Annotated in this window: 22 protein-coding genes, 1 tRNA gene and 1 pseudogene; 6 read left to right on the top strand and 18 right to left on the bottom strand. The window is 71.6% G+C overall.

Annotation, left to right across the window (positions count from 1 at the left end; all coding sequences use genetic code 11):
* Window positions 1-26 precede the first annotated feature (26 nt).
* On the top strand, window positions 27-632 hold the full coding sequence (locus OG393_RS15055; RefSeq protein ID WP_327375163.1) for a rhomboid-like protein: 606 nt from the start codon (window positions 27-29) through the stop codon (window positions 630-632).
* 276 nt (window positions 633-908) lie between these two features.
* On the opposite strand, the gene OG393_RS15050 is transcribed toward OG393_RS15055, so the two are convergent.
* From OG393_RS15050 to OG393_RS15010, 9 genes are all read right to left on the bottom strand, one after another.
* Window positions 909-1715 (bottom strand): HAD family hydrolase, encoded by an 807-nt coding sequence (locus OG393_RS15050; protein WP_327375162.1) that lies wholly within the window; start codon window positions 1713-1715, stop codon window positions 909-911.
* Entirely contained in the window at window positions 1712-3001 is a 1290-nt protein-coding gene (gene serS, locus OG393_RS15045) for a serine--tRNA ligase (RefSeq protein WP_327375161.1), read from the bottom strand. Before serS ends, OG393_RS15050 begins: the two co-directional genes overlap by 4 nt.
* Window positions 3002-3575: 574 nt before the next feature.
* Entirely contained in the window at window positions 3576-4511 is a 936-nt protein-coding gene (gene pheA, locus OG393_RS15040; RefSeq protein WP_327375160.1) for a prephenate dehydratase, read from the bottom strand.
* A gap of 104 nt (window positions 4512-4615) precedes the next feature.
* Complete coding sequence (gene efeB, locus OG393_RS15035) at window positions 4616-5893, bottom strand: iron uptake transporter deferrochelatase/peroxidase subunit (protein ID WP_442817312.1); 1278 nt, start codon at window positions 5891-5893, stop codon at window positions 4616-4618.
* A 5-nt stretch (window positions 5894-5898) separates the two neighbouring features.
* On the bottom strand, window positions 5899-7950 hold the full coding sequence (locus tag OG393_RS15030) for a copper resistance CopC/CopD family protein (protein WP_327375159.1): 2052 nt from the start codon (window positions 7948-7950) through the stop codon (window positions 5899-5901).
* Window positions 7951-7972: 22 nt separating this feature from the next.
* Window positions 7973-8464 carry a copper chaperone PCu(A)C gene (locus OG393_RS15025; RefSeq protein ID WP_327375158.1) on the bottom strand — a complete coding sequence of 164 codons (492 nt, stop codon included), beginning with the start codon at window positions 8462-8464 and terminating at the stop codon, window positions 7973-7975.
* Window positions 8461-9180, bottom strand: coding sequence for an SCO family protein (locus OG393_RS15020; protein ID WP_327375157.1), 720 nt, complete (start codon window positions 9178-9180; stop codon window positions 8461-8463). Before OG393_RS15020 ends, OG393_RS15025 begins: the two co-directional genes overlap by 4 nt.
* 27 nt (window positions 9181-9207) lie before the next feature.
* Complete coding sequence (locus OG393_RS15015; protein WP_327375156.1) at window positions 9208-9945, bottom strand: YcnI family copper-binding membrane protein; 738 nt, start codon at window positions 9943-9945, stop codon at window positions 9208-9210.
* Window positions 9946-10186: 241 nt separating this feature from the next.
* The gene (locus tag OG393_RS15010) at window positions 10187-11011 is read right to left on the bottom strand and encodes a hypothetical protein (RefSeq protein ID WP_327375155.1); all 825 of its coding nucleotides are present in this window, start codon (window positions 11009-11011) and stop codon (window positions 10187-10189) included.
* Between the two features lie 209 nt (window positions 11012-11220).
* On the opposite strand from OG393_RS15010, the gene OG393_RS15005 reads away from it, so the two are divergent.
* Window positions 11221-11679: an ATP-binding protein gene (locus tag OG393_RS15005; protein WP_327375154.1), complete on the top strand. Its 459-nt coding sequence runs from the start codon at window positions 11221-11223 to the stop codon at window positions 11677-11679.
* Window positions 11680-11850: 171 nt separating this feature from the next.
* On the opposite strand, the gene OG393_RS15000 is transcribed toward OG393_RS15005, so the two are convergent.
* The gene (locus OG393_RS15000) at window positions 11851-13311 is read right to left on the bottom strand and encodes an aminopeptidase P family protein (protein WP_327375153.1); all 1461 of its coding nucleotides are present in this window, start codon (window positions 13309-13311) and stop codon (window positions 11851-11853) included.
* Window positions 13312-13534: 223 nt separating this feature from the next.
* Window positions 13535-15046, bottom strand: coding sequence for a PP2C family protein-serine/threonine phosphatase (locus OG393_RS14995; protein WP_327378433.1), 1512 nt, complete (start codon window positions 15044-15046; stop codon window positions 13535-13537).
* 380 nt (window positions 15047-15426) lie between these two features.
* Here OG393_RS14995 and OG393_RS14990 point away from each other — a divergent pair, with 380 nt between their 5' ends.
* Window positions 15427-16107 (top strand): bifunctional DNA primase/polymerase, encoded by a 681-nt coding sequence (locus OG393_RS14990; protein ID WP_327375152.1) that lies wholly within the window; start codon window positions 15427-15429, stop codon window positions 16105-16107.
* A 260-nt stretch (window positions 16108-16367) separates the two neighbouring features.
* Window positions 16368-17123: a hypothetical protein gene (locus tag OG393_RS14985; protein ID WP_327375151.1), complete on the top strand. Its 756-nt coding sequence runs from the start codon at window positions 16368-16370 to the stop codon at window positions 17121-17123.
* 230 nt (window positions 17124-17353) lie between these two features.
* Here OG393_RS14985 and OG393_RS14980 read toward each other — a convergent pair whose 3' ends face one another.
* From OG393_RS14980 to OG393_RS14970, 3 genes are all read right to left on the bottom strand, one after another.
* The gene (locus OG393_RS14980; RefSeq protein WP_327375150.1) at window positions 17354-18322 is read right to left on the bottom strand and encodes a DUF5926 family protein; all 969 of its coding nucleotides are present in this window, start codon (window positions 18320-18322) and stop codon (window positions 17354-17356) included.
* A 324-nt stretch (window positions 18323-18646) separates the two neighbouring features.
* Complete coding sequence (locus tag OG393_RS14975; protein ID WP_327375149.1) at window positions 18647-19249, bottom strand: ATP-binding protein; 603 nt, start codon at window positions 19247-19249, stop codon at window positions 18647-18649.
* 109 nt (window positions 19250-19358) lie between these two features.
* Window positions 19359-20180 carry a glycerophosphodiester phosphodiesterase gene (locus OG393_RS14970; RefSeq protein WP_327375148.1) on the bottom strand — a complete coding sequence of 274 codons (822 nt, stop codon included), beginning with the start codon at window positions 20178-20180 and terminating at the stop codon, window positions 19359-19361.
* Between the two features lie 174 nt (window positions 20181-20354).
* Here OG393_RS14970 and OG393_RS14965 point away from each other — a divergent pair, with 174 nt between their 5' ends.
* Window positions 20355-21827, top strand: coding sequence for a S1C family serine protease (locus tag OG393_RS14965; protein WP_327375147.1), 1473 nt, complete (start codon window positions 20355-20357; stop codon window positions 21825-21827).
* Between the two features lie 255 nt (window positions 21828-22082).
* Here the strand turns inward: OG393_RS14965 and OG393_RS14960 are convergent, their stop codons facing one another.
* Together OG393_RS14960 and OG393_RS14955 are read right to left on the bottom strand one after the other, a co-directional pair.
* Window positions 22083-22835 carry a hypothetical protein gene (locus tag OG393_RS14960; RefSeq protein WP_327375146.1) on the bottom strand — a complete coding sequence of 251 codons (753 nt, stop codon included), beginning with the start codon at window positions 22833-22835 and terminating at the stop codon, window positions 22083-22085.
* Window positions 22836-23098: 263 nt separating this feature from the next.
* A complete protein-coding gene (locus tag OG393_RS14955) occupies window positions 23099-23395 on the bottom strand; it encodes a hypothetical protein (RefSeq protein ID WP_327375145.1) in 297 nt (98 codons plus the stop codon).
* A gap of 557 nt (window positions 23396-23952) precedes the next feature.
* Between OG393_RS14955 and OG393_RS14950 the strand changes: the two genes are divergently transcribed.
* Window positions 23953-24042 (top strand) — tRNA-Ser (locus tag OG393_RS14950).
* Window positions 24043-24202: 160 nt separating this feature from the next.
* On the opposite strand, the pseudogene OG393_RS14945 reads toward OG393_RS14950, so the two are convergent.
* Both OG393_RS14945 and OG393_RS14940 read right to left on the bottom strand, forming a co-directional pair.
* Window positions 24203-24349, bottom strand: a pseudogene (locus tag OG393_RS14945) (NUDIX hydrolase); the annotation flags it as partial.
* Between the two features lie 233 nt (window positions 24350-24582).
* Window positions 24583-25440 carry a bifunctional DNA primase/polymerase gene (locus tag OG393_RS14940; protein WP_327375144.1) on the bottom strand — a complete coding sequence of 286 codons (858 nt, stop codon included), beginning with the start codon at window positions 25438-25440 and terminating at the stop codon, window positions 24583-24585.
* Between the last annotated feature and the right edge of the window lie 232 nt (window positions 25441-25672).

Below are 25672 nucleotides of genomic sequence, written 5' to 3'. Positions count from 1 at the left end.
AACCGTCCCGACCGATCAGGTCGTGGGTGCGTTCGTCACCCGGTACGCATGTCTGGCTGCTGATCATCGCGCTGACCAGCATCATCCTCGCGCTGGCCCCGGGCGGACTCGAGCACTCCCTGCTGCACCGCACCAGCAGCAATCTGTACGAGCTGGCCCACCATCCGGTGCGTGCGCTGCTCGGCAGTGCTTTCTGGATCGAGGAGCCGGCCGACTTCCTCCTGTACGTGCTGCTCTTCGAGGTCTTCCACGCCCCGGTCGAGCGGTGGATCGGGACCTACCGGTGGTTCCTCACGGTCGCTACGGCGCACGTCGCCGCCACGCTGATCAGCCAGCAGGTGGTCCTGGAGGCGATCCAGGACCATGACGTGCCGGGGAGCATGGCCCATGTGGTGGACATCGGGGTGAGCTATGGGATCGCGGCGTCGGTCGGGATCCTGACGTACCGGCTGCCCTGGCCCTGGCGCGGGCTCTACGTGGTGGGGGCGGTGGCGGCCTTCGTCGCGCCGCTGTGCACGACCCGCACCTACACGGACGTGGGGCACGCTGTCTCGCTGGCCGTGGGCCTGGCCTGCCGACCCCTCACGCGCGGTAATTCGTTGGCCACCGGACACGGACCGCGCGCACACTGATTCCACGGGACGAGAGCGGGAGACGGCGTCCCGCCGTGAGACCGGGGAGGAGCACGATGCCGGCCGGCACGATCTCGAGTCGGAGTCCGCGTCCGTCGGGCTCCCTTCAGCGCGGCGCACACTGAGCGCCGCGGGGGCGGTCGCTTCGAGCGCGCGGTTCCGCCGCGCGGACCGCCCCTCCCGGAGGATCGGCCGAGTGGCAAGACACCCGAGTCCCAGGGCGTCGCATCCGCCCCGGGCCGTGGTGGGGTCCGGGTTGGTTCGGCCTCCCGGGGCTTACCGCCCCAGCAGGCGTTCCAGGACGACGGCGATGCCGTCCTCCTCGTTCGAGGACGTCACCTCGTCGGCGACCGCCTTCAGTGCCGCGTGGGCGTTGGACATCGCCACGCCCCGGGCGGCCCACGCGAACATGGGGATGTCGTTGGGCATGTCACCGAAGGCGATGGTCTCCGCCGCCTTCACGCCCAGTCGGCGCGCCGCCAGTGACAGACCGGTCGCCTTGCTCAGGCCGAGGGGGAGGATCTCCACGATTCCCGGACCCGCCATGACCACGTCCACCAGGCTGCCGACCGTCTCGCGGGCGGCCCGGGTCAGTTCGTCGTCCGACAGCGTCGGGTGCTGGATGTAGACCTTGTTCAGCGGAGCCGACCACAGGTCCGTCGGGTCCTCCATCGTGTGTACCGGCAGAGGCCCTTCCTGGACGCGGTAGCCGGGGCCCACCAGCACCTCGCCGTCCAGGCCGTCGCGGCTGGCGGCCAGTGCCAGCGGGCCCACCTCGGCCTCGACCTTCGACAGGGCCAGGCCGGCCAGCTGCCGGTCGAGCGTCACGGAGGTCAGCAGCCGGTGCTCGCCGGCGTGGTAGACCTGCGCGCCCTGACCGCACACCGCGAGGCCCTCGTAGCCGAGGTCGTCGAGGATGTGCCGGGTCCAGGGCACCGCCCGACCGGTCACGACGATGTGCGCCGCCCCGGCCGCCACCACGGCGGCGAGAGCGTCACGCGTACGGTCCGAGACGGACTCGTCGGACCGCAGCAGCGTGCCGTCGAGGTCCGTCGCGACGAGCCGGTAGGGGAAGGAGCTCACTTGGAGATCGGCTCCAGGACCTCACGGCCGCCGAGGTACGGCCGGAGCACCTCGGGCACCCGGACGGAACCGTCGGCCAGCTGGTGGTTCTCCAGGATCGCCACGATCGTCCGCGGGACGGCGCAGAGCGTGCCGTTCAGCGTCGCGAGCGGCTGGACGACCTTCTTGCCGTCGCGGTCGTCGCGCATGCGCACGGAGAGCCGGCGTGCCTGGAAGCCGTCGCAGTTCGACGCGGAGGTCAGCTCGCGGTACTTGCCCTGGGTCGGGATCCACGCCTCGCAGTCGAACTTGCGCGAGGCGGAGGAGCCGAGATCGCCGGTGGCCACGTCGATGACCTGGTAGGGCAGCTCGAGGCTGGTCAGCCACTGCTTCTCCCACTCGAGGAGCCGCTTGTGCTCGTTCTCGGCGTCCTCCGGAGCGACGTACGAGAACATCTCGACCTTGTCGAACTGGTGGACCCGGAAGATGCCGCGGGTGTCCTTGCCGTAGGTGCCGGCCTCCCGGCGGAAGCACGGAGAGAACCCGGCGTAGCGCAGGGGCAGCTTGTCCGCGTCGATGATCTCGTCCATGTGGTACGCGGCGAGCGGGACCTCGGAGGTGCCGACGAGGTAGTAGTCGTCCTTCTCCAGGTGGTACACGTTCTCCGCGGCCTGGCCGAGGAAGCCGGTGCCCTCCATCGCGCGCGGGCGGACCAGCGCGGGGGTCAGCATCGGGATGAAACCGGCCTCGGTGGCTTGCGCGATCGCGGCGTTGACGAGGGCCAGCTCCAGCAGGGCGCCCACGCCCGTCAGGTAGTAGAAGCGTGAGCCGGAGACCTTGGCACCCCGCTCTACGTCGATGGCGCCCAGCGCCTCGCCCAGCTCGAGGTGGTCCTTGGGCGCGAAGCCCTCGGCGGCGAAGTCGCGGATGGTGCCGTGGGTCTCCAGGACGACGAAGTCCTCCTCGCCGCCGACCGGAACCTCCGTGTGGACGATGTTGCCCAGCTGCAGCAGCAGGTTCCGCGCGGTCTCGTCGGCCTCGTTCTGCTCGGCCTCGGCCGCCTTGACGTCGGTCTTCAGCTGCTCGGCCTTCTGGAGGAGCTCGGCGCGTTCCTCGGGAGTGGCCTTGGGGATCAGCTTGCCGAGCGCCTTCTGCTCGGATCGGAGCTCGTCGAAGCGGACGCCGGACGACCTGCGCCGCTCATCGGCTGAGAGCAGGGCGTCGACGAGCGCGACATCCTCTCCACGGGCGCGCTGGGAGGCGCGAACACGGTCGGGGTCCTCACGGAGCAGGCGAAGGTCAATCACCCCACCAGGCTACCGGTGCGGACTCGTGGCACCCCACCCGATATAGCCTTGCGTGTCGCTTTGACCGAATTGCCGGTCTTGGGAAACGCTCCCCCTATTCGTCAATAAACGGTCCTCGTCCCCCCGAAAAGGGGCGGATCGCAGCCTGCGGCTTGACCGAACCACCCCGGGGGGCAGGGGACTTCTCCACAGGGCGGAGCGAGTTCGGAATGTTATCCACAGGCTGTGTGGAAGTTCTGTGGATCACGGAAGGTGCCGTTCTGAATCGGCTGCAAGGCTGGCAATTCCCCGATCAAACCCCTCGCCGACACTCATTCGAGTGGGAATTCCTCGCTCTGGAGAGTCGATCAAGGGAATGAGGGTGACACGGACCGAGGTGATGCCCTGTGGATGGATGTGGAGCGACTAGGGCGATTTGTCGACTGCGTCGATCTGGGTTGTCGACTTATCCCCAGGTCGAAAGCGACTCCTGTGGATAACTTCTGTGGGTAACCGAAAAGTATGCAGGTAGGACTAGTGATCCGCGCCTGTGGACGACCGCCCTCGTCGTGGGGGCGGTCGGGGCATTCTCGGATCAGGCCCGGCCGTCCTGGGCTCTCGCCAACCAATCGGAGGCAGCCATGAAGTCCGTGTCCGACGTCCCGTGCCGAAGCGGCCCCACCTCCCGCACCGAGACGCCCGCCCGGGGGTACGAGCCGAGGAAGCGCACGTTCGGGCAGATCCGCTTGAGACCCATCAGCGCCTCGCCCACCCGCCGGTCGGAGATATGACCCTCCGCGTCCACCGCGAAGCAGTAGTTCCCGATGCCGGCGCCGGTGGGGCGGGACTGGATGAGCATCAGGTTGACGCCGCGGACGGCGAACTCCTGGAGCAGTTCGAGGAGCGCGCCGGGGTGGTCCTCGCCCAGCCACAGCACGACCGAGGTCTTGTCGGCCCCGGTCGGCGCCGCGGGCCGGGCGGGCCGGCCGACCAGGACGAAGCGGGTCTCGGCGTTCTCGGCGTCGTGGATCTCGGTGACCAGGGCCTCCAGGCCGTAGGTCGCCGCCGCGAACTCGCCGGCGAAGGCGGCGTCGAAGCGGCCCTCCTGGACGAGCCGGGCGCCATCGGCGTTCGAGGCGGCCGATTCCCACACGGCGTCGGGCAGATGCGCCCGCAGCCAGTTGCGCACCTGGGGCTGTGCCACCGGGTGGCCGGTCACCGTCTTGATCTCGGACAGCGGGGTCCCGGGACGTACCAGCAAGGCGAAGGCGATCGGGAGGACCACTTCGCGGTAGATCATCAGCGGCTCACCGGAGGCCAGCTCGTCCAGGGTGGCGGTGACCCCGCCCTCCACGGAGTTCTCGATCGGCACGAGAGCGGCGGCGGCCTCGCCGTTGCGGACGGCGTCCAGCGCGGCCGGGACGGAGACCATCGGGACGAGCTCCCGGGTCGCGGCCTCGGGCAGCGTACGCAACGCGGCCTCCGTGAACGTGCCTTCGGGACCGAGATACGTATACCGGGTGGCTGACATACCGATCACCCTAGTGGGCTCCGCTCGCCCGGAGCCCAACCGTCGGCGACCCGTACCCGTCCCGCGCGGCATGCGCGGGGTGGAACCGGGCACGGCCAAGGGGGTCATGCCTCCAGGAGCCGTTGACCCACGTACTCGCCTTCCGCGACGCCTCCCGGTACCGCGAACAGGCCGCTCGCCTCGTGCCGGATGAACGCCGAGAGCGCGTCACCCCGGTCGAGCTTCCGTTGTACGGGAACGAAGCCGCGCAGCGGATCGGCCTGCCAGCAGACGAAGAGGAGTCCCGCGTCGGGTGTTCCGTCCGGACCGATGCCATCGTGAAAGGAGAACGGCCGTCGGAGCATGGCCGCCCCGCCGTTCTGTTCGGGGGCGGAGATCCGGGAGTGGGCGTTGTCGGGGATCACCGGCTTCCCGTCGGCGCCGAACCTGTCCAGGTCGAGTTCGCTGGTCTCGGTGCCTCCCGTCAGCGGAGCACCGTCGGACTTCCGGCGACCGATCACCTTCTCCTGCCTGTCGAGGGGCAGCCTTTCCCAGTCGTCGAGCAGCATCCGGATCCTGCGCACGACCGCGTACGAGCCGCCCGTCATCCAGTCCTGCCCGCCGGAGGCGCCCCTCGGGACGAAGATCCGCTGGTCGAAATCAGGCTCGGAGGGCTTCGGGTTGCCCGTACCGTCCACCTGGCCCATCAGGTTCCGTGCCGTCATCGGCTTCGCGGTCGCGCCGGCCGAACGGTTGAAGCCGTTCATCTGCCAGCGGACGGTGGCCGCCGTCCCCGCGTCCTTCTGGAGGGCCCGCAGGGCGTGGAAGGCGACCAGGGCGTCGTCCGCGCCGATCTGTACCCAGAGATCGCCCTCCGACCGCTTCGGGTCGAGCGCGTCCGCGGAGAAGGCGGGCAGAGGGTCGAGCTGGACCGGGCGCCGGGAGGAGAGCCCGGTGCGCCCGAAGAAGGAATGGCCGAAGCCGAAGGTCACCGTCAGGGAGGAGGGTCCGGCGTCCAGGGCGATGCCCGTGTCGTCGGTCGACGGCTCGCCCGCCATCAGTGCCCTGGCTGTGGCGGACCACCGGCGCAGCAGCGCGGCGGCCTCCTTGCGGCCCGCGCCCGGGGAGAGGTCGAAGGCGACGAGATGGCCTCGCGACTGGAGGGGGGTGGTGATTCCGGCCTGATGTCTCCCGTGGAACGCGGCCCGCGTGGCACCCACCGTGGTCAGCGCCTTCGCGTCGGTGTACGGGGCACCGCTGCCGGCCGCCGCCCCGTACACGCCGGCGCCACCGGCCGCTCCGAGAGCGAGGCCGGCCGCGCCCGCCGCGCCCACGGTGCCGAGCAGTCGGCGCCGGGACAATTCCACCTGGTTCTCGGAGCGGTCGTCGGTCAGGTCAGTCACGAGGGTCAGCCGATCTTCACGTTCTTGTCGATGGTGGTCTGGTCGATGTCGGAGGTGCGGACGGTGATGTCGATCCGCCAGGTGCCGGGCAGCGGGATCTGGACACCGGTCGCGCTCCAGTGTCCTGCCTGGATCCGGTCGGGCTGGACGGGCAGCGGTCCGATGTTCTTCTCCTTCAGGGTGAAGGCGACCCTGATCTCCGGAAGGTCCAGCGGCCGTCCGTCCGGGCGGTCCACGAAGATGTGCAACGCGTTGGCGCCGGTGCGGCCGGGGTCGAGGCTGAGGCGGACGGTTCCCTTGCCGTCCACGCCCCCGGTGTCGAAGGGCATCCGGATATCGACGGGCCGGTCCGGGACGGCGGCTGAGCCGGACGTGGACTGGGCCCGTCCCGCTTCTTCCTCCGTACGGCCGGGTTCGGTGGAGGTCAGGACGGTCGTCACGGCGAGCAGCACCACGGCGACGGCTGCCTCGGTGAGCACGGAGCGGCGCAGCCCGGCCCGTTCCGGGTCGGCGTCGCGGTCCCTCTTGCGCTGGGCGACGGCGACGGCGGCGCGCTGCCGGGCGAGCTGGGCGGCCCGTTCGGGGTCGACGGGTACCCCGGCCCGCGTCGTACCACCGGACCGGCCCCCGACGGTTCGGTCCGCACCGTTCTCCTGGTCCTCGCCGGTGGTGCCGACCTCGCCCTCGTCGCGGTTCCTGCCGTCCGTTCCGGCCGGAGGCTTCGTCGTGTCCGTGTCTTCTGTGACTTCCCGTAGCTCTGCCGCGTCGTCCATGCCGGCCGCGTCGTCCGTCGCGTCCGTGCCGGCCTGCCGTGTCGGGTCGCCGAGCCGTCGTGTCCAGCGGCGCGATATCCACGCGATGCCCATGAGCACGGCGACCAGGCCGATCTTGACCAGCAGCAGCTGTCCGTAAGCGGTCCCGGTCAGCGCCGACCAGGAGCCGACCTGACGCCAGGACTGGTAGATCCCGGTCGCCGCCAGGACGATCACCGAGCCGAAGGCCAGCCTCGAGAAGCGCTCCACGGCTGCCCGCTCGATGCCGGGCGCCCGGTACAGCGCGACCATCAGCGCCGTCAGACCGCCCAGCCAGGTGGCCACCGCGAACAGGTGCAGGATGTCGACGGGCATCGCGATGCCCGGCTGGAGGCCCGTCGAGGCGTGCTCGGCGAGTGCCCAGGTGCCCGCCATCCCGGCCGCCACGACCGCGCCGCCGATGGAGAGGCCGAAGGTGAGGTCCCGCTTCTCCTCCTTGCTCGTCCGCTTGGTGTACGCGCCGAACAGCACGGCGACGAAGAGCGCCGCCGCGCCGAGCAGCATCAGCCGGGAGACCAGCGCGGCGCCGGTCTTCGTCTCCAGGACGGCCTTCACCCCGGCCAGGTCGAAGACGTCGCCGAGGTCTCCGGAGCCGGTGTAGGGGTTGCGCAGCAGCAGCATGGCGAGCGTGGCCGCCGCCAGCGTCAGCCAGCCCCGGACGACGAGCCGCTGGACGGGCCGTACGGACGCTCCGCGCGGCCAGCACGCCAGGACGAACGCGCCGCCGCCGACGAGGACCGCGAAGCCGGCGTAGGAGAGGTAGCGGGCGATGCCGTAGAGCGTGCCGACGACTCCGCCGCCGGCCGTCTGGTCGGCCAGCACGACGGTGGTCGTGGAGGGCGCGCCGATGGAGAAGGTGAAGGCGCCCGCCACCGGGTGGCTGTCGGCGGACACGGCGTGCCAGGAGACGGTGTAGGTGCCGTCCGGCAGCCCGGACCGGAGTCCGACGCCGTACCGGATGATCGATCCGCTGCACAGGTTGCGGAGCTCTCCGGTGTCCATCCGTTCCCCCGAGGGGGCGAGGACCCGGATCGAGTCGTCGTCCATGGCGACTTGCTCGGAGAAGGTGAGGTGGACATTGGTGGGGGCGGTGGCGACCACCGCCCCGTCCTGCGGATCGCTGCCGGTGAGAGCCGCGTGCGCGGACGCGGGCGCGGCGCCGGCGAGCAGGGCGCTCAGGAGCGCCGCTGCCACGAGCAGCAGGCGGACCAGGGCGGTTCCGAGGCGCGGGGCGGTGGCTGTCATCTGTGTCAGTCCCTCAAGTAGCTCAGTGCCGCTTCGGGTTGTGGTTCGGCGCCTCGACGGGCACTTCGACCTCTATCGGGGCGGACTTCTCGAAGTGGAGCTCGATGCTCACCTTGTCGCCCTGCTTGGGCTGCTGCTTGAGATTCATGAACATGATGTGGTTGCCGCCGCGTTCGAGGTTCAGCTCGCCCTTGGCGGGGATGTCGAAGGACTTCACCTCCTGCATCTTCTGGTTCTTCGTCTCGTGGATCGTCACGTCGTCCGAGAGGGGACTGGTGACGGAGGTGAGCTTGTCCGCCGTGTCACTGTCGTTGGTGATGGTGAGGAAACCGCCGGCCATGTCCATCACCGGCTGCGGGATGAACGCGCCGCTGACCTTGAGCTCCGGCCTGCCGGAGGCGCCGGCGTCGCCGGAACCGCCGGCCGAGCACCCCGCCAGCGCCAGGGCCGCGGTCAGCGCCACGGCGGAGGAGAGGACGGTGGTGCGGGTGGTGCGGGTGGTGCGGCGGGTCACGGGTTCTCCCCCTTGATGAGCTTCGGCAGGTCCTTGGCGTAGTCCTCGACGGTCGTGTCCTCGCCGTACAGGACGTAGCCCTGGTCGGTGGTGGGCGAGAACGCGATCACCTGGGCGCCGTGCATGGAGACGACCGACCCGTTCTCATCCTTCGTCGGCGGGTCGATACCGATGCCGATGCGGCGGGCCGCCGCCTGGATCGTGGCGAAGTCCCCGGTGAGTCCGGTGAAGGACGGGTCACCGGCGGCGGGCAGCCACTTGGCCAGCTCGGCCGGGGTGTCCCGCTCGGGATCCGTGGTGACGAAGACGACCTGGAGCTTGTCCTGGTCGGCCTTGGGGAGCTGCTTCCTGGCGATGGCGATGTTGCTCATCGTCAGTGGGCAGACGTCCGGGCAGTGCGTGTAGCCGAAGTAGATCAGCGTCGGCTTGCCCTTGGTCCGCTCGCGCAGGTCGTACGTCCCGCCCGTGGTGTCCGTGAGGACGAGGTCGGGCTTGGTGAACGGGCGGTCGAGGACCGTCGCCGCGCGGGTGGAGCCGGTGCCGGAGGAGACCTCGGCGACCGGCGCGTTGCCGCGGGTTCCGGTCGCCTTGTCGTCTCCTCCGTTCACACCGACGACGATCGTCACGGTGAGGGCCGCGACGATCGCGACAGCAGAGGCGATCAGCGGTGCGCGCCTGCTCGGCCTGGCCTGCTCGTCGTTGTTCTGGACAGACATGTGTTCTCTCTTGTGTGGTGCGGGCCGTCAGGCAGAGCGGCGGCGTCCGGCGAGGACACCGAACGCGACACCGGCGACGCCGACGAGGATGCCGATCACGCCGAGCACACGGGCGGTGGTGTCGCTGGAGGCGGCGGCCTCGGCGTGGGTCGCCTTGGCGTCGGCCTTGCCCTCGGCCTTGTCGTCGGCCTTGTCGTCGGTCGCCGCGCCGCCGCCGTGGTGGTCGTCGGCCGCCGCGGACAGCTTGAGGACCGGGGCCGGGTTCTGCGGTGCGTCCGCGCCCTTCTTGGACTCTTCGATCCAGCGGACGACCTCGTTGTTGTCGTAGGTCTGGACGGCCTTCAGGACGAGCTGGTCGGCGTCCTCCGGCAGCTGGCCGAGGGAGAGCGGGAACTGCTGGAACTGGCCGGGGCCGATCTTCGCGCCGTCGGCGGTCCAGGTGACCTTGGTGACGGCCTCCTCGATCTTCTTGCCGTGCAGCTCCAGAGGCTCGGCGAGCTTCCCCTTGGTGACCTCGGCCTTCCAGCCGGCGACGGGCTGCGGCATGACGGAGGCGAGCGGGTGATCGGTGGGGAAGTTGACCTCGATCTTCACGGTGGAGGCGTTGTCACGCTCGTTGGGGACCTTCACGTTGACGGTCGCGTAGCCGCCCTTGGCCGCCTCGCCCTGGGGCTGCACGGTGACGTGCGCGAAGGCGGTGCCGGAGAACAGCACGATGGAGGAGAGGGCGAGGCCACCGGCGACGGCGATACGGGAGAGGTTCATGGTGTAAGACACTCCAACTCGGGAGAAGGGTGGGGACGTCCGGCGTGCCGACCGGGCGGAACCGATGCCGGGCAGGGTCCCGCACGGGTCGGTGCGGGGCCGTGGCGCGGCGTCGGCCGTGGTCCCGAGTGGCCGGTGGGGCCGTGCCGGGTCTGCGGGCCGCCGCGACGGGCGGCGTCGGGTTCCATACGGGTCGGCTGGTGCGGACGTTCACGGACCCGCTCCGTTCGAGCGGTCCGCGTCAGGCTGCGAGCACGCAGGCGGCGAGCGGCGGTCCGCGCCGGATCACCGTGTGCTGGAGTGCCTCCGCCGCGACGGTCGGCGCGGTGTCGACCGGCGCACGGCGGGGCTGCCGAGGCGCTGCCGAGGGCGTCCCGGGGAGACCGGAGAGCAGGGCCCGTACGAGTGTGAGCGCGGCGCGCAGGGAGCGGACCAGGGCCGCTTCCGCTAGTCCGGTGGCGCCCTGTGCCGAGAGCCGGAGGAGTCGGCTCAGCGCGAGGTCGCCGCGGCGCAGCAGCCATCCGGTGGCGAGGGCCGCCAGCAGGTGGCCGAGCAGCATCGGCAGGCTCGGCAGGAGTTCCGCGTTCTGCGCGGCGGAACCCGCGAGGTGGCCGCCGTGTGCTCCGTGGCCCGGGGCCTGGAACGCGGTGTGGTTCGGGTCGAGTCCGGCGTCGGTGACGATCCGGGTCGCGTCGGCGGGGCTGAGGGACGAGGCGCCCGCGCCGCAGACCAGCTTGGCGGCCAGCCGGATCAGCGCGTCGTTCGCGTCGGTTCCCAGGCCGGGGCCGGTCGGGGCGTCCGCCCCGAGGGACCGCTGTCCGAGGCCGAACAGGGCGTGCAGCACGAGTTGTCCGCCCGCCAGCGCCCCGGCGATGACGGGCAGCGAACGCTGCCGTCCCGAGAAGAGCGTGGTGATCGCGAACATGCCCAGGAAGCCGGCCGCCAGGGTCCAGGGCGCGATTCCCGCGCAGGCGGCGAGGGCGTGCCCCAGCGCGGACAACACGACGCAGACCGCGGTGAACACCGCGGCCCTCAGCAGCCGTGGACCGAGCGTGGGGGCAGACATGGCGGCCCCATCATCGCACCAGGCCCCCGGCGCCCGTACGGCAGGTCCGGAAGATCACCAATGGACCCCTTCGGCGGCTCCACGCACCTCGTACACCCCGCGCCGGGTGTGTCCCCCGAATGAGGGCTGTTGTCTTCCCGGGGTGCTTACGGATGGCGTCCCGCGGCAATACGTATCGGTATGTCGAGCCGCAGCCAGGAGGCTGGAGCATGAGCATCTGGTGGTCACTCCACTTGCGGCGCGAGGCTGCGAGCGTTCCGCTCGCCAGGCGACTTCTCCTCGGCACGATGGAGACCGCGGGGGTCGATCCCGATGTCTCCTACGACCTGTCCGTCGCCCTGACGGAGGCCTGTGCCAACGCCGTGGAACACGGGGGTGAGCGGGGCGCCGGTGTGGCTTCGGAGGCGTACCGGGTCACCGCTTATCTGGACGGTGAGACCTGCCGGATCGAGGTCGCGGACTCCGGTCCGGGATTCCCCGCGGGGCGTTCCTCCGCGATCCGGCGGGCGAGGGTGCCGTCGAACGCCGAGAACGGCCGCGGACTGCGGCTGATCGAGGAACTGTCCGATCACGCCCACTTCGGCAACAGATCGAGCCGGGGCGGAGCCGTCGTCAGCTTCGACAAGATCGTCAAATGGCGATCGGAAGCGCCGCTCGCGCTGACCTGACCCGGCTTCTCTCGCGCTGACCGTCCTGTGCCGGGAGGCCGCGTACGTCGAGTGACGGCCTACGGCGAGGGGCCACCTGGGTGCCGGTTTCGGACGCGCCGGTCGGTTCGGACGCGCCGGGACCCCGCCGACCGGACCGGTCGGCGGGGTCCCGCGGTGTACGCGCGGGTGTCAGCCCTTCAGGCCGGCCATCCACGCCTCGACCTCGTCGGCCTGGCGGGGCAGCGAGTCCGAGAGGTTCAGGTTGCCGTCCTCCGTGACGAGGATGTCGTCCTCGATCCGGACGCCGATGCCCCGGTACTCCTCCGGCACGGTCAGGTCGTCGGCCTGGAAGTAGAGCCCCGGCTCGACGGTCAGGCACATGCCCGGTTCCAGGGTGGTGTCCACGTACGCCTCGGTGCGGGCGGCGGCGCAGTCGTGGACGTCCATGCCGAGCATGTGGCCGGTGCCGTGCAGGGTCCAGCGGCGCTGGAGGCCCAGCTCCAGGACCCGCTCGACCGGGCCTTCGAGCAGGCCCCACTCGACGAGCTTCTCGGCGAGCACCCGCTGTGCGGCGTCGTGGAAGTCGCGGTAGGCGGCACCGGGCTTCACCGCGGCGATGCCCGCCTCCTGCGCCTCGTACACGGCGTCGTAGATCTTGCGCTGGAGCGCGTCGTAGCGCCCGTTGATCGGCAGGGTCCGGGTCACGTCGGCGGTGTAGAGCTCGGTGGTCTCCACACCGGCGTCGAGCAGGAGCAGCTCGCCGGGGCGGACCGGGCCGTCGTTGCGCACCCAGTGCAGGGTGGTGGCGTGGGGGCCCGCGGCGCAGATGGAGCCGTAGCCGATGTCGTTGCCCTCGACGCGGGCGCGCAGGAAGAACGTGCCCTCGATGTAGCGCTCGCTGGTGGCCTCGGCCTTGTCCAGGACCTTGACGACGTCCTCGAAGCCGCGCGCGGTGGCGTCGCATGCCTTGCGGAGTTCGGCGACCTCGAAGGCGTCCTTCACCAGTCGCGCCTCGGAGAGGTAGACGCGCAGTTCCTCGTCGCGCTCCGCGGTGACCTTGTCGGTCAGGGCGGCCTCGATGCCGGCGTCGTGGCCGCGGACGGCGCGGACCGGTCCGGTGGCCTCGGCGAGGGCGGCGGGCAGCTCGCGGACGTCCTTGGCCGGGATGCCGAGCAGCTGCTCGGCCTCGGTCAGGGAGTGGCGGCGGCCGACCCACAGCTCGCCCTGGCCGTCGAGCCAGAACTCGCCGTTCTCGCGGTCCGAACGGGGCAGCAGGTAGAGGGTGGCCCGGTGGCCACCGGCCGCCACCGGCTCCAGGACGAGGACGCCGTCGTGGGTCTGGTCGCCGGTGAGGTACGCGTACTCGGTGGACGCGCGGAAGCTGTACTCGGTGTCGTTGGAGCGGGTCTTCAGATTGCCCGCGGGGATCACCAGCCGCTCGCCCGGGAAGCGGGCGGAGAGCGCGGCACGGCGGTCGGCGGTGTGCCCGGCCTGTGCGACCGGCTCCAGACCGTGGAGCTCGGTGTCGGCCCAGCCGGTCTTCATGTTCTCGGCGAGCTCGTCGGACACGCTCCCGTACAGCCCGTTCTTGCGCTGCTTGATCGGCTCTTCGGTCTCTTCCGGGGTCTCCGGGTTGAGCTCTTCCGCCACGGGTCTCTCCTCTTGGTACGACACTGAACCTCTCCCATCGTACGGTCGTGCGGAAGGGGGCCCAGGGCCGGAAGACCTCTTACCGGCGAGTCACCGTGAGGAGCGCGGGGCCGTCGTGTGACCGTCCGCACCGAGGGTGTGTGCCGTATACACGGAATGGTGTTCCGTGTCGGGGTGCGGCGGGGCGAGCGAGGGTGCAGCGGATCGTGGAGGCTCGGGCGGCTCACTCGAAGTGGGCCGCCAGCAGCACCACGTCGTCGCAGGCGTCGGCGCCGTCGGCGTCCGGACCTTCGGGCAGCAGTGTCCGCAGGACGTGGTCGGCGACGGCTCCCGGGTCACTCCGGTCGGCCCTCGGCACGCTCGCGGCGGCCGTGTGGAGCCGGGCGAAGGCCCGGTCCATCGGGTCGCCGGTGCGGCGCAGCAGTCCGTCCGTGTAGAGCAGCACCGTTTCTCCGGGCGCGGGCGTGAGCTCGACGCTCGGAGCTTCCCAGCAGGCGAGCATGCCGAGCGGCGCCGACAGCGAGGTCTCGACGAATGTGGTGCGGCGTGCCCCGATCACCATCGGCGGGGCGTGCCCCGCGCCCGCCAGGACCAGCCGGCGCTCTCCCGGTTCGGCGTACGCGAAGAGCGCGGTGGCGGAGCGCGCGGGCTCGGTGAGCCGAAGCAGGAGTTCGAGGTCGGAGAGGACGGCGACGGGGTCCTCGCCTTCCATGACCGCGTACGCGCGGAGCGAGGCCCGCAGTCGTCCCATCGCGGCGAGGGCGCTCGGGCCGCCGCCGGAGACGGAGCCGACGGAGAGTCCGAGGGCGCCCTCGGGCAGCGGCAGTGCGTCGTACCAGTCGCCGCCGCCTCTCGGGGCGGCGTGGTGACGGACGGCGAGACGGATGCCGGGGACCCGGGGAAGCCGGCTCGGCAGCAGCTCCTCGGCGACGGTGGCGACCTGGACCCGGGCGCGGTCGAGTTCGACGAGGCGGGCCAGGTGCGCGGAGGCGTACCTGGCGTAGAGGCCGATCAGGTGGCGCCGGTGCTCGTCGGGCTCGGCGGGCTCGTCGTACAGCCACACGACGGCGCCGAGGCGTCGGGCCGCTTCGGTGGCCAGGGGCAGGGCGTAGCTCGCGGCGTAGCCGAGGCGGGCGGCGACCTCGCGCAGACGCGGGTCGAGGTCCTCCACGCCGAGCAGGTCGGGGACGGCGATCGGTCCGGGGACCGTGACCGGGTCGGGCAGGCCCTCCAGGATGCGGCCGTAGGACGTGGCGCTGCGCGGAACGGTCTCGATGATGCCCAGTTCGGCGTGGGCGAGGCCCAGACCCACGGTGCCGGTCGGACCGAGTCCGTCGGAGGGTTCGAGGACGGCCATGCCCCGGCGGGCCCCGACGAGGGCGGCCCCGGCACGCAGCACCTCCCGGAGCGCGTCGTCCACCGAACCGGTCCTGACCAGGCGTTCGGTGAGTTCGTGGAGCGTGCTGAGGTCGGAGACCCAGGCGGCGAGCCGGTCCTGGATCATCGCGCCGGGGGGAGGCGCGGCGGTGGGGACGCCCGGAAGAGGCGTGGCAGTGTGCGCGGGCGAGGGAACCGTGGAATCGATTCCGGCCACTTTCGGCAGACGCGGGGCGCTCACTTCGGTCGGCTTTCCGACGGGTGTGTTTCGCGCAATTGCATCGCAAACCCCCATGTCAATGTGCGCCACCATCCATGCATCCACATGTACACGCACAAGAGGAGTGATGTCCAGCATTGTCCGCACGGGACTTGTGGTGTCCATGGGGTTCTGCAGGAGGGTTGAACTGTGGGGCAAGTTGGCCGAAAATTACCCCCGTGGTGCACCTTTCGCGGTCGACTGGCGTCGTTTCAAAGCGCGTTGATTTGAACGTGATGGGTACGTAAACGGTGATGGCCAGGGGCAGTTGGAACAGCCCCGGAACCTGGCAGGGTGCCTGGGCGTCCTCACCGCCGCAGGCCGCGCCCCTTCGAGTGGACGACGAGCCTCAGCCCGGCCCCTCCCGCCCCACCGCACGGGGCGGTGAACCGCCGACCTTGTACGCGCTGATACGCACGGTGAAGTGATCTGCACGTGGTGATGTGGATTCGGCGTTCAACGGAAAGGAACGAGCGCTCATGCGCGAGATCCTCGGAAGGCGACGCAGGCTCCGGTTCCGACGCAAGGAAAGGACCGGCCGACTCGATGCCGCGCTCACCTGCGCCGTCGAGTGGGACTGGCCCGTACTGCCCGGCGTGGGGCTGAAGTCGACGACGCGTCCGTCGAAGGGGGCGGCTTGCGCCTGCCCCGATCCCGAATGTGTGGTGCCTGGTGCGCACCCCTTCGACCCCGGACTGCTGGCGGCCACCACCGACGAGCGCATGGTCCGCTGGTGGTGGGCCCGGCGCCCGGACGCTCCGGTCGTCCTGGCCACCGGTGGCCGTGCGCCGTGCGCCGTGAGTCTGCCGGCCGCCGCGGGTGCGCGTGCCCTGGCAGCGCTCGACGCGATGGACATGCGCCTGGGGCCGGTCGTGGCGACGCCGACCCGCTGGTCGCTGCTGGTCGCTCCGTATGGCCTCGAACGTCTGGGTGAGCTGCTCTACGCCAAGGACAGCGTGCCCAGTTCGCTGCGCTTCCACGGTGAGGGCGGATATCTGCTGCTGCCCTCCCCGGGCGCCGGTACGGCGCGGGCGCGCTGGGAGCGGGCCCCGCTGGAGGGCTCCTCCCGACCGTGGCTGCCGGACGTGGAGGCCGTGGTGGACGCGCTGGTCGACGCTGGGACGAACACCCCCGGCGGTGGGAGCAGGCTCACCTACTGACGTCCGCCGCGCGGTCCGGGACCCCGGACCGCGCGGCGGACGCCATGGCCTGGTTCGGGCGTCGAGGCGGTCCGGGGGCGCCGGGGACCGGTGTGCCGAGGCCGTCGTGGGGTGCCCCGGGGGCGGTGCTGTCACCCTTACGGGTCAGGCCCGGCCCCAGTTGTCCGGGAAACGCGCGCACGGAGCGTCCGGCGCCCCGGACCGCGACTATCTTCGGCCCCACCGTTCACGAGTCGCGGCCGACCGGGCAGGTGGGTGCCATGAATCTCCGCATGATCGGGCTCGCGGCCGTCGTGGCGGGGGCCACGCTGCTGCCGCTCGTCGCCTCGGCGGGACCCGCCTCCGGGCCGGCGCCCGCGTCCGGCTCGGCCGCGGCGTCCGGAAACCGGTCCGCGAACTCGACCGGAAACGGTCAGGGCAACGGGTCCGCGAACCCGGCCGGTGCCCCCTCGGGAACCCGCCCCGGCTTGGCGGACGACGCGAAGCCCGGCGACGGCGCGGAGTCCCGCGACGGTGTGACTCCCGGAAGCCACGCGGGGACGGAGCACGGCGGACGGCCGTCGGGCGGCGGACCGGCCGACGGGCCGCGCGCCGGCAGCCTCTCCGTACCGCCCCCACCGGCGCCGTCGTCCGCACCCCGTACCGGCCCCTCCCCCGCGCCCGGCCGCGCGGCGCGCTGCGGGCCGGAGCTGGCCTCCCCCGATGGCGTCGAGGCGCAGACCTGTGTGCTGACCGAGGGCGCGGACACCTGGGCGCGTACCTACTACCGCAATGTCACCGGCCAGGAGCTGGACTCCATCCTCACCCTGATGGGCCCTGGTGGGCGGACCGTACAAGTGCGCTGCTCGGTCACGGCGGAGGACGAACCGGGGGTCTGCGAGACCCCGCGTGAACGGACCCGGGGGGCGATGGCGGCCTATTCGGCGGTCGCGGAATTCGCGGCGGTCGGGGAGGACGGTGGCGCTCCGCTGCTGCTGCGGGCCGGAAGCAACACGGCCGCCGCCAGCGGTGGTTGAACCGGAGAACCGGTTCACCGGTCCGCACGGCGGTCGCACGGGCACGAGAAGGCCCGGTCGCTGGCGACGGGGGATGCACCAGCGACCGGGCTTCCAGAACGGTAACAAGAGATCTGCTGTTCGCAAATTCGATCTCGGTTATTCGGACAGGGATTTACCCGGGCGTACGAGGAGTTGTGGCGGAAGTCACCGACTGGTCGGTCTGTCAGTCACCGCCGCCGCCCCCGGCCTCAGCTGAGTGTGACCTGACGGTTGGTGAGGCCACCACGGGCGCGCCGCTCCTCCTGCGTGAGCGGGGCGTCGGAGGCGAGCGCGGCGGCCAGCCGCTCGGCGAACTCCGCGGCCGGCTTCTCGCAGTCGTCCGCGTTCATCGAGGTCGGCAGGTCCCAGACGGGCACGACCAGGCCGTGGGCGCGGAAGGAGCCGACGAGGCGGGTGTCGTCGACGAGGGAGGAGGTGCCGGCCGCGTGCAGCCGGGCGAGCGCGTCGAGGAGCTTCTCCTCCGGGTGGGGCATGACCCAGCGCAGGTGGTTCTTGTCGGGGGTCGCGCACCAGTACGCCGAGTCCACGCCCGCCAGCCGGACGGTGGGGATCGCCGCGGCGTTGGCGCGCTCCAGCGAGGCCGCGACCTCGGGGTCGGAACTCTCGGCGGAGTCCGGTACCCAGAAGGAGAAGCCTTCGTGGACGACCGGCGCGAAAACGCCCTCGGGGTCGAGCAGATCCTGGAGACGCGGCCCCTCGGCCGGGACGCGGCGGGGCGGAACCGGGGTGCCGGGCTCCGCCTCCAGGGCGCGCCGGAGCGTGTCGGCGAGGTCGCGGGCGAGGTCACCGGACGAGCTGTCGTTCTGGAGGGCGAGCAGGACCGAACCGTCGTCGCGGCGCAGCGCGGGCCAGGCCATCGGCAGGACGGTCGCGAGCGTCACGGACGGCACACCCTCGGGCAGTCCGTCCCGCAGCGTCAGCGGGACGGTCGCGGCGGGCACCAGCTCGCGCAGGGCGACCCAGTCGCACTCGCCGGGCAGCCCCTCGAAGGGGCGCTGGACCCGTTCGGTGACGGAGTGTGCGGCGGACCGGCCGTGGCACGCCTTGTAGCGGCGGCCGGAGCCGCAAGGGCACGGCTCGCGCGCGCCGACGACCGGGATCTCCCCGTTCGTGACCTGTGCCTGGGCGGCCTTCGACTGGGGGCGCTTCTTGGCCATGGTGTGGCTTTCTCCCGGTAGCGGCGGTGCTGTGGTGCGATGCGGTGCTGCGGTGCTCCGTGCGCGGTTCCGCGCACGGTTCTGTGTCGGGCGAGCCTAGCCGTACGGAGCCGGTCCGTGGCTCAGGCCGGCACGTTGGTGCCCGGTCGGCCGACGACCGTCACCGGAGCGACGGCTCAGGGCGGGCCGGGGCCCCCGGGGACCCGGCCGGCTGCCGCGTCCGTCGGGTCAGGTCTGCTCGTCCGGACCGGACCGACCGGACCGGACCGGTCGGTCCGGACGGTCCGCGCCTTCCGCTTCGGTCCGCCCGGTCGCCCCGGTCCGTCAGTCCAGTTCGTCGTACGCGTCCAGGAACCCGAAACCCGAGCCGCCGCCGACCCTGGCCGCGAAGTCCTCGCGCCGGTGGCCTTCGGTGACGACCACCCATACGGTGACCTCGCCGGACGCGCTGTCCCGCACGCCCCAGTCCCGCGCCAGAGCACTGATGATGTTCAGCCCTCGGCCGCCGCGCGCGGTGACCGAAGGCGTCGACGGAGCAGGTCGGGTGGGACCACCGCCGTCCGTCACCTCGACGGTGAGACCGCCCGTTCCGTCCACGCGCCAGGCCGCGCGCACGTCCCCGTCGCCCATGTCCGCACGACCCAGCGGCCTGCCGTGCCGGCAGGCGTTGCTGAGCAATTCGGAAAGGATCAGTACCGCGTCGTCGACGACCGATTCGGACACCCCGCTGCGGTACAACTCCTCCCGCATCCGGTGCCGTGCCTGCCCCACGCCCGCCGGGCCATGAGGTACGGCCATGCTCGACGACGTGGGCACCTCCTGTGCCACCACCAACGCCACCCCCGAGACCTCCTTTGCCCCACGCCACGGTGTGAATGCCCCAATGGCCTGGACCGGAAACCGGCCGATACGTGTCTGCTGACGCACTCGTCACGATCGGACACGGAGCGAACGCGCCGGAGCACTCCCCGTGAGGCACCGAGAACCCTGGGGAGGGTGGTGAGGGTGGTGCACGCGAGGAGGCGTGCCGAATACCCTAAAGCCGCCCCAACTGGGACAGGACCTGCTTGGGGCGGTTCGTGATGATCGCGTCCACGCCGAGCCGTTCGCACAGCTCCACGTCCTCGGGGTCGTCCACCGTCCAGACGTGGACCCGGTGTCCGGCCTTCTGCAGCCGCATGATCACGGTGGGATGGTGGCGGACGATCCGGATCGACGGCCCGGCGATCCGGGCGCCGGCCGGCAGCCGCCCGTCACGCAGGCGCGGGGTGACGAACTGGGCCAGCGAGACCGTGGGCAGCGTCGGCGTGGCCGCGGCGATGCGGTGGAGGGACCGAGCCGAGAAGCTCATCACACGCACCGGGGACTCCTCCGGGGACCGCGGCTCGGCCAGGCCGAAACGCTTGAGCGACTGGAGCAGCCGCTCCTCCACCTGGCCCGCCCAGCGGGTGGGGTGCTTGGTCTCGATGGCCAGCTCGACGCGCCGCCCGGCGTCGGACACGAGCTCCAGCAGTCGTTCCAGGGTGAGGACCGAGGTGAGTCCGGGGTCCTTCCAGTCCGGACCCTCCCCGGCCTCCTCACGGCCCTTCCAGGTGCCGAAGTCGAGCGCGGCGAGGTCGGCCAGCTCCAGGGCGGAGACGGCCCCGCGGCCGTTGGACGTCCGGTCCACGCGCCGGTCGTGGACACAGACCAGATGGCCGTCCGCGGTGAGCCGGACGTCGCACTCGAGCGCGTCGGCTCCGTCCTCTATGGCTTTCACATAGGCGGCCAGGGTGTGTTCCGGGGCGTCCTCGGAGGCGCCGCGGTGGGCGACCACCTGGACGGGTACGCGATGGGTGTGCTGCCGTGCGTGGGTCACCGCGTCATGGTGCCATTGGCGGAGCGGCCGCACGGCACCGAGTCCGTTCTGTAGGCACATAAAGAATGCGGTGCGGACGCACAGCTCCGCCTTACAGTGGCCTGACGTCCGGTGGGAAAAGCTGTTCGCACACAGAGTCGGCATCCACCCCGCGCAGTGAACGAGGAGAGAGCTGTGAGTACCGAGAACGAGGGCACGGCGGTTCCGGCGGACCCGAGTGCCCCGTCCGCCCCTCCCGCCCCTCCCGTACCGCCAGTCTCCGCACAGGGCGCGACCGAGCCGGCGGCGGTGCCGGAGGCGACACCCGGGCACTCCCCCCGGTCCGAGCAGGCCACGGCACCACTGCCCGTGACACCCGCGGCGGAGCCCGCTCCGCCGCACCCGGCGACCGGCGTCCCGGCGGACTCCGGCGTCCCGGCGAGTGCCGGTGCGCCCCCGGCCGCCGGCACCGAGAGCGGCTGGCCGCCGCCGCCCCCGCCGACGGCGCCCGCCTGGGGCGCGCCCGTGCCCCAGCCACCGGCTCCGCGCCGACGGACCGGCGGTGTGGTGGCCGCGGTGCTGGCCGCGGCGCTGGTGGCCGGCGGTGTCGGCGGCGGCATCGGCTACTGGGCCGCCGAGCGAGGCGACGACGGTACCGGCTCGACCACCGTCTCCTCCGGTGAGGCCCCCGCTTCCTTCAAGCGCGACCCGGGCACGGTCGCGGCCGTCGCCCAGGACGCGCTGCCGAGCGTCGTCACCATCCAGGCGAAGTCCGGCGGCCGCGAGGGCGAGGGCGGCACCGGAACCGGTTTCGTCTACGACAAGGAAGGCCACATCCTCACGAACAACCACGTGGTGGCCTCCGCCGCGAACGGCGGCACGCTCTCGGCGACCTTCTCCGACGGCAAGACGTACGACGCCGAGGTCGTGGGCCGCGCGGAGGGCTACGACGTGGCCGTACTGAAGCTGAAGGGCGCCCCGGACGGGCTGAGGCCGCTGCCGCTGGGCAACTCGGACAAGGTGGCGGTCGGCGACTCGACGATCGCGATCGGCGCGCCCTTCGGTCTGTCCAACACGGTGACGACCGGCATCATCAGCGCCAAGGACCGTCCGGTCGCCTCCGGTGACGGTTCCGGCGGCAGGAACTCCTACATGAGCGCCCTGCAGACCGACGCCTCGATCAACCCGGGCAACTCCGGCGGCCCGCTGCTGGACGCGAGCGGTGCGGTGATCGGCATCAACTCGGCTATCCAGTCCGCCGGGAGCGGCTTCGGGCAGACCCAGGCCGGCTCGATCGGTCTCGGTTTCGCGATTCCCGTCAACCAGGCCAAGAACGTGGCCGAGCAGCTGATCAAGACGGGCAAGCCGGTCTACCCGGTGATCGGTGCGACGGTGAATATGACCGACAAGGGCGAGGGCGCCACGATCGCCGCCCAGGGCGCGGGCGGCACCCCGTCCGTCACCCCGAACGGCCCCGCGGCGAAGGCCGGTCTGGAGCCCGGCGACGTGATCACCGGGTTCGGCGACCACCAGATCGACAGCGGTCCGACCCTGATCAGCGAGATCTGGACCCACAAGCCGGGCGACTCGGTCCAGATCACCTACGAGCGCGACGGCAAGACGTCCACGGCCACGGTCGTCCTGGGCGAACGCACCGGCGACAGCTGACCGACCCGCGCGGGCCCGGAGCCGGCGCCGGCGGCCCCGTACGGCCCGGCATCCGCGGCCGGAACGCCGCGCCGGGCCGCCGCACCCGATAGACGCACCCGGGAGGGGCCGCCGACCTCGGCGGCCCCTCCCGGATTTCCTCCCGGATTTCCCTCCCGGATTTCCGTCCGGCCTCCCGTCCCCGCCGCCGTCCCTGTCGTGCGCGTCCTCGCTCCGGACCCGCCCGGAGCGGTCCCGCCTCGGGCGCTGCCGGACCTACCCGAGGGTGGTCTGGGGCACCGAGCCGTAGTACAGGCGGGCGTCGGCGTCCGTGTCGACCAGGGAGACCAGGAGGGGATTGGGGCCGGCCGGGGCGCCGGCGAGGGCGCGGACGCGGTAGCGGTGGGTCAGTACGGCGTTCCTGGCCAGGGGGGCGCCCCCTTGATAGAGCGCGTACGGATAGGCGTCGTTGGCGAAGCGCAGCGCGGCCGCACGCCATATCCCCGCCGCCGGGTCCCAGCGCTCCAGGGTGTAGCCGGGGTGCTCCGGGGCGCCCGGCACGGTCTCCATCTGGAAGGCGACCAGCAGGTGCCGGTACGCGTGGCTGTTGCCGTTGCGGAGGGTGACGGTGAACTCCCGCGCGGGTCCGTCGGGACTCAGGGTGAGCCGGCCGCCCGCGACCGCCACGTGCGCCGAGAGGTGGGTCGGTGCCGGCGGTCTCCTGGTCGTGGGGGCCGCCGAGGGCGTCGGGGTGGGCGACGCCGGCCGGGTGTCGGCGTCGCCCGTGGGTGTGGCGGTGCTGTCCTCGGGCGCGGTGGTGAACGGCGGCGGGCTCGTCGTCGGCGCGTTCTCGGCGGAGGAGGCCGAGGGCGCGGGCGTCGACGACACCGGAGCGCTGCCCCGCGGCGGAGACCCCGGGCCGCATCCGGTGCCGCCCAAAGCCAGCAGAGCCGTCCCCATCGTGCCGACGACGAGGGTGCGGGTACGGCGGCGCATGCGGTGCTCCCTGATGACGGTCGGCTCGGTCACCCCGGCAACGTAGCGAGGGGATGACACGAGCGAGCCGAGAGGGGGTAACGCTTTGCGGACGGGTGCCCGCCCGGATCCTGGCCGGTCGCGCGCCTGGCCGGGGCACGCGGAGAACGGTGCAACCACCTCCGCGGCCACCGCACGCTCAACGCCTTGGCGCCCTCTGGACACCGGCCCTCTGGGCATCGCGTGCCCACCCGCGGTCGGGCCGACGTGACGCCGACGCCCACTCGGTGTGCTCGGTCTCGGACTCGACTGAGCCCTCACACCGGGTGCGGGCTCAGGGCCGAACCTGCCGCCCACCCGTCCGGCCAAGGAAGCTGCTTCTTCTCGGGGTGGTAGGCGTAGGCGTAACCGCCGCTCTCGGAGCCGGTGTCGACGACCGAGAAGCCGAGAACACCCGGCTTGGACGTGACGATGCTCCGCTGGACCCGTCCGTCGTTCAGAACGATTTCCGCGCTATCGGCCGGAGTCGCCTCGTCCAGCGGAGCGGCGGAACCCGCGCCGGCTGCCGAGAACAGGATGGCGCCGGCGGATATGAGAGGCAGCGCGGTGCGCATGGCAATGGTTCATGTGTCCCCGTTTCATGTCTGGGTCGAGACGGCTCCTGGTCAGGGAGCCGAGACCCGTCACCCTGAGCAAGGTCAAGAAGAGAGCTCTGGGTGTCTGTGTACGCCGTTCCTGCCGCGCTGCGGTCGAGAGGCACAATCGCCAAGCGATGCGGATCACCAGCGGGGGCCGAAGTGCCCATCAACAGAAGGGAGTTAGCTCATAAGCACCTCAAAACGTGGAAAGAGCGGCGGCTGTCCATGCTCGCGAAACAACCCCTCCCCTTGCGGCGGGCCGTCCAGCGGAGGCGAGACGGTCGGCGCTGCACGGGGTCGGTGAACGCGGGCCGCGATCCGGACGGAGAACGGCAGTGCTCCGAGCGGCACCTCCCGCGGCCCTCCGCGTGTCGTGAGGGCGACGCGCGGGCGCTCCGACCCGAGCGGCCCGCCCGGCGGCGCGGCGGACTCGTGGGAGCCGCCTCCGTGGTCAACCTGTGGTCAGACTTCGATGCGCGAGGCGCCCACCCGGTAGGCTGTTGCCTGCCCCGCCGCAGGTGACGCGGGGCGAGGGTGGGTTGCCCGAGCGGCCTAAGGGAACGGTCTTGAAAACCGTCGTGGCAGCGATGTCACCGTGGGTTCAAATCCCACACCCACCGCCATGGAAAGGCCCCTGACCAGATGCTTCGGTCAGGGGCCTTTCTCATGTCCGTGATCCTCCGGCACCGTGGTTACCGGTCAGGCCCTGCCGGATCGGGCAGGGTGCAGGGCTACGGGTGGCGGTCCGGGGCGCGTCCGCGGGCGGTGCCTCCCTTGATCGGGTCAGCGGACCCCTTCGTCCATCAGGACGTAGAGGAGGCCGACGAGGGAGCCGCTGCTGACGATCTCGCGGCGGTCGATCATGCCGCGGATGTTCGCCAGCGGGATCCACTCGACTCGGTCCGACTCGTTCTTCTCGGTCGGTGGACCTGGGTTCAACCACTCGTTTTCGTAGATCGGACGTTCCCCGTGGATCTTCCACCGCATTGCCGCTTCCCCTCCCGACCGATCTTCGACATCGCAGAGATGGGCTGAACTGCGGCCAGCTTCCTGCCAATTCACATCGCGGTGAGGGTCTGTCAAACGAGGGGTGTGGTCGCGCTTGATGCCGTGGTCCTCACTTCGACCCGGGGTGATCCGGTGGAGGCGGGGCGGGGCAGGGTTCAGCCGGCCGTCAGGCGGGAGGCCGACTGGACGGTGGCGCGTGCCTCGTGCTCCGGCAGGCCCGTGCGGACCGAGGCCGTGACGAGGGCCTCGGTGAGCGCGTCGCCGAGGCCGTGCTCGTAGGCGCGACAGGCCGCCCAGAAAAGGCGGGTGTTGCGTTGCCCCTCCTGGGCCGTCAGGACGAAGTGGATCAGGCCGTGGCCCTGGCGGTGCGGGCGGGTGGTCGTGGGATGGGGGCGGGGCGGTGGCGCGATCAGGCCGAGCAGGGGGCGCGGGCAGGGGGCGGGGCTGAGGTCCGCGGTGCCGGGTGCGAGCCGGTACATGCCCCGGGCGCTGACAGAGCCCGGTCCGACCAGGTAGCCGCCCGCGCCTCGGATGTCGATTCCCGGTGCGAGACGGCTCGCGGAGTTGGGGACGACGACGTTCGGAGGTCCGGTGAGCCACAGGTGCATACCGCCCGAGGGGGTCAGCACCGTGACGGTCCGCGGCAGGCCGAAGAGGTGCCGGAGTGCCAGGTGCCGGAGTTCCACCGCGTCGTCGTCGGGTGACCGAACGTCCAGATCGACGCCGATGAGGCGATGCGGCGGCCGTCCGCATGCGATGCCGTAGCCGGTGGCCCATGGCGCGGCGCCGAAGAGTGCCCGTACGGCCGCCGGGTCGGTGGTCGCGTCGTGCACGCCGTGTCCAGGCCGGCCGCATTCCCCGTGGCAGACGACCTGTCGGTCCTCATGCCGGTGGGGTGAGCGCAGGGCCGGGAGCTTCGTCGGGGACAGGGGGATGACGGGAAACCCGCGCTCCGCCGCGGAGAGGGCGTGGGCGAGGGCCGGGGCGGTGGTGTGCCTCGCGGAAGGAGCCATGACTTCAGTATCGTACGAATGTTCGACCCAGGGAAGGGTGCGGGGGTGTGCGGGAAGGTCGGTCGGGCCGGTTTGTCGAAACGGTTTCCCTCCGGCGGCGCCTGGGGTGATCGCTCCCCGTGGGCCTTCCGTGGACCTTCCGTGGGTCATCCGTGCGTGTGAGCTGCGGTTTTCATGTGGCCATGGGGGTTTATCGACTTGTCCTCACGCTTCAGAGGGAATCAGCCGCTCC

Source organism: Streptomyces sp. NBC_01216, assembly GCF_035994945.1.
Taxonomy (GTDB): domain Bacteria; phylum Actinomycetota; class Actinomycetes; order Streptomycetales; family Streptomycetaceae; genus Streptomyces.
Note: the sequence above shows the minus strand (reverse complement) of the source record. Positions and strands in the feature narration are given on the sequence as shown.